At 63.3% G+C, this 3,515-nt stretch carries 3 protein-coding genes and 1 pseudogene; 2 read left to right on the top strand and 2 right to left on the bottom strand.

Annotated elements, in window-relative coordinates; translation table 11 throughout:
• Positions 1-357, top strand: a pseudogene (locus AC1DT2_RS18325) (Oar protein); the annotation flags it as partial.
• Positions 358-526: 169 nt separating this feature from the next.
• On the opposite strand, the gene AC1DT2_RS18330 reads toward AC1DT2_RS18325, so the two are convergent.
• The gene (locus tag AC1DT2_RS18330) at positions 527-1,417 is read right to left on the bottom strand and encodes an EamA family transporter (RefSeq protein WP_477297913.1); all 891 of its coding nucleotides are present in this window, start codon (positions 1,415-1,417) and stop codon (positions 527-529) included.
• An 83-nt stretch (positions 1,418-1,500) separates the two neighbouring features.
• The gene (locus AC1DT2_RS18335; protein WP_213948841.1) at positions 1,501-2,289 is read right to left on the bottom strand and encodes an AMP nucleosidase; all 789 of its coding nucleotides are present in this window, start codon (positions 2,287-2,289) and stop codon (positions 1,501-1,503) included.
• A gap of 201 nt (positions 2,290-2,490) precedes the next feature.
• On the opposite strand from AC1DT2_RS18335, the gene AC1DT2_RS18340 reads away from it, so the two are divergent.
• On the top strand, positions 2,491-3,435 hold the full coding sequence (locus AC1DT2_RS18340) for a DegV family protein (RefSeq protein ID WP_063573849.1): 945 nt from the start codon (positions 2,491-2,493) through the stop codon (positions 3,433-3,435).
• Positions 3,436-3,515 lie beyond the last annotated feature (80 nt).

Consider the following 3,515-nt stretch of genomic DNA (forward strand, 5'->3'; position numbering starts at 1 on the left):
TCGGGCTACCCGGTCAGCTGCATCGGTACCCGCCCGGACTCCGTCGGTGGCGATCCGTACCAGTACGGCGCCGCTTACTTCTACTGCAATGGCCAGCCTGCCCCGCGCGGCAGCTTCGGCCGCACACCGTGGACGTACAACGTGGACCTGAGCGTCGCCTGGAAGCCGGCCTTCGCCGACCACAAGCTCACGCTTTCGGCCGACGCATTCAACGCATTGGGTAAGCAGCGCGTTACCCAGTACTACGAGTACGGCGAGACCGACAGCGGCACGCCGGATCCGCAGTACAAGCGTGCCCGTTCGTTCTCCGACCCGCGCACCATCCGCCTCGGAGCCCGCTACGACTTCACGCTGTAACGAAAACGCTTAGCTATATCGCATAACAACAACAGCAAAGCATTTCCCCGGATATTGGCCGCTCTAGATGGAGCGGCCTTTTTTTTGCGTCATGTGGGAGCCGCTTCAGCGGCGATGGGCGCTTGCGGGAACATGGCCCGCCGCCGCGGGTTCGCCGATGAATCGGATCCTACAGAGGGGTTGCGGTTCGATGTTGCTTGCGGAGGTAAGGAGCGCAGACGAAGATCGCTACGCCCGTCAGCATCACCGCCGCCCCGATCCACACACCCGTTGCGAAGTGCTCATCGAAGGCGAGATAAGAAGTGACGATGCCCGATACCGGCACGATCAGCGACAGCGGCGCGACACTCGCCGCGGGATACTTCTTCATCAGGTTATTCCAGACCATATAGCCGAACACCGTGGTGACATACGCCTGGAAAAGCACCGAACCGATCGCTGCCCATGACACGCCATGCGACAGCGCGACGAACGGCGCCGCCCCCTCGCTCACGTAGGTCAGCACGAACAATACGGGCGCCGAGAACACACTCGACCATGCCACGAAGGCCATCATGTCTTTCGGCTTGTGCCGTTTCACGATGAGATTGCAGACGCTCCAGCTGACGGCCGCGAGCAACACGAGCACGACACCTAGCGTCGTCGACGTTCCGCTCGTGGCATGTATGACCACCAGCAATCCGGCGGCGGCAACGAGCATGCCCACCAGCTGCGGCGCACGCATCCGTTCACGCAGTACCACGGCGCTCAGGATCACGGTGAAGAACGCGCTGAACTGCAGCACCAGCGATGACAGTCCAGGGGACATACCCTTCGACATCGCGAGGTTCACTACCCACCACAGCCCGACGCCAAAGAGCAGGCCGTATGCCACCAGCGACATCAACGGCACATCGCGCGGCCGCGGCAGGAACAGGATCAGCGGGAATGCCGTGAAGGCGAACCGTAACCCGGTGAGCAGAAAAGGATCGAGGTCACGCAAGCCGACCTCGATCACCGAGAAGTTACTGCCCCAGATGAGGGTGACGACGATGCCTAGAATGAGATCACGTGGTTTCATTTACTTCCTTGTCTGATGAGACGAGGCCAGCACCCATCGCCGCTGAAGCGGCTCCTACAGAATGCGCGAGTTACCCTACTTTCTCAGTCGGCGGAATCGTCTTCGAACCGTAGGTGCTTCACGCTCCGGCCATGGCGCCGCACTAGCTTCAGTGCCTCGATGCCTACCTTGATATGCCGCTCGACATAGTTGGCGGTGACGACCGCATCACTGCTTTCAGTTTTCACGCCCTCGGGAATCATGGGCTGGTCGGAGACCAGGAGCAGGGCGCCGCAGGGAATGTGGTTGGCGAAGCCCGCGGCGAAGATCGTCGCCGTTTCCATGTCGATGGCCATGCTGCGCGTGCGACGCAGGTAGTCCTTGAAGGCTTCGTCGTGTTCCCAGACCCGGCGATTGGTCGTGTAGACCGTGCCTGTCCAGTAGTCATGGCCAAGGTCGCGAATCATCGTCGACACGGCACGCTGGAGCTGGAAGGCCGGGAGGGCCGGCACCTCGGGAAGCAGGTAGTCGTTCGAGGTGCCCTCACCGCGGATCGCTGCGATGGGCAGGATCAGGTCGCCGATTGAGTTTTTTCTCTTCAGGCCGCCGCACTTGCCGAGGAAGAGGACGGCCTCCGGCGCGATGACACTGAGCAGATCCATCACCGTGGCAGCGTTGGGGCTACCCATGCCGAAGTTGATCAGGGTGATGCCGTCGGCCGTGGCGTTAGGCATGGGACGGTCGCGGCCCCGCACTTCCACGCCATGGTCGAGGGCGAAGCGTTCGACGTAATGGCCGAAGTTGGTCAGCAGGATGTGCTGGCCGAAGGCCTCCAGGGGGGTGCCCGTATAGCGGGGCAGCCAGTTGGAGACGATCTCGTTCTTGGTTTTCATGGGGAGCCCGGTTGCGCAAGCGCCGGCGGAGGCGGAGGGCTGCCTTCACGGACCGACGGCGCGGTTACCGGCGACGCCACGCCGGCGGAGTGCCAAATTCATTCGGGCAAGTGTAGCATCCGGCCCAAGCGGGGCGAGATGGAACGCAGCGGGCGTTTCGGGTGCCGCTGGGCCAAAGGCCTTCGACGGGGGTAGTACCCGATGCGAATCGGTGTAGCGATTGATGCGGCCTGTGACGTGCCGCAGGATTTCCTGGAACGCAACGGCATCGCCGTGATGCCGATTACCGTGAAGGTCGACGGCCAGAAGTTCAAGGACGACCGTGACCCGGTCGAGATCCAGCGTTTCCGCGACCAGAAGCTCGGCAGCAAGAGCCACTCGGGCGAAACCGAGCCCAGTTCGGTCGAGGACGTGCAGAACCTGTTCCTCGACCGCCTGGTCAAGGATTACGACTGCGTCGTTTGCCTGACCATCATGGCCACGCGCAGTCCGATCCACGACAACGTGATCAAGGCCAGTTTCGCCATCCTGAAGAACTACCGCCCTATCCGCGAGGCGGCGGGGATCACCGGACCGTTCCTGATGCGAGTAGTCGATACGCGCAACATCTTCGCCGGCTCCGGCCCGGTGGTGGCCGAAGCCGTGCGCATGATCCAGTCCGGCAAGTCGCCGGCCGAGGTACGCGAACGGGTGGCGCACATCGCCGACTGCTCCTACGGCTACATGCTGCCGCGCGATCTCAACTACCTTCGTTCCCGAGCCCGCAGCAAGGGCGACCGTAGCGTCAGCTTCATGAGTTCCATGCTGGGCACCGCCCTGGACATCAAGCCGATCCTGCGCGCCCATCGCGGCGAGACCGGCCCGGTCGGCAAGGTGCGCGGCTTCGACCACGGCGCCCAGGTGCTGTTCGACTATGCGTCCAAGCGCGTCCAGGCCGGCCTCCTCGTGCCCTCGCTATCGCTGAGCTACGGCGGCGACCTCGAGGAGATGCGCGCGTTGACGGGTTACCACGCCCTCACCCGCGTCTGCGGCGATGCCGGCGTCGAGATCCTGGAGAGCCCGATGAGCATCACCGGCATGGTCAACGTTGGCGAAGGTGCCATGACCCTCGGTTTCGCGTCCGAAGACCACGTCGCGGACTTCTGAGCATGCGCTGCACGGTGTACGCGCTCGCCGCCCTGGCCTTCGCGGCCACGAGTGGCGTGAGCGCGGAGACCGTCTACAAG

The organism is Luteibacter sp. P4_E6 (assembly GCF_056401535.1).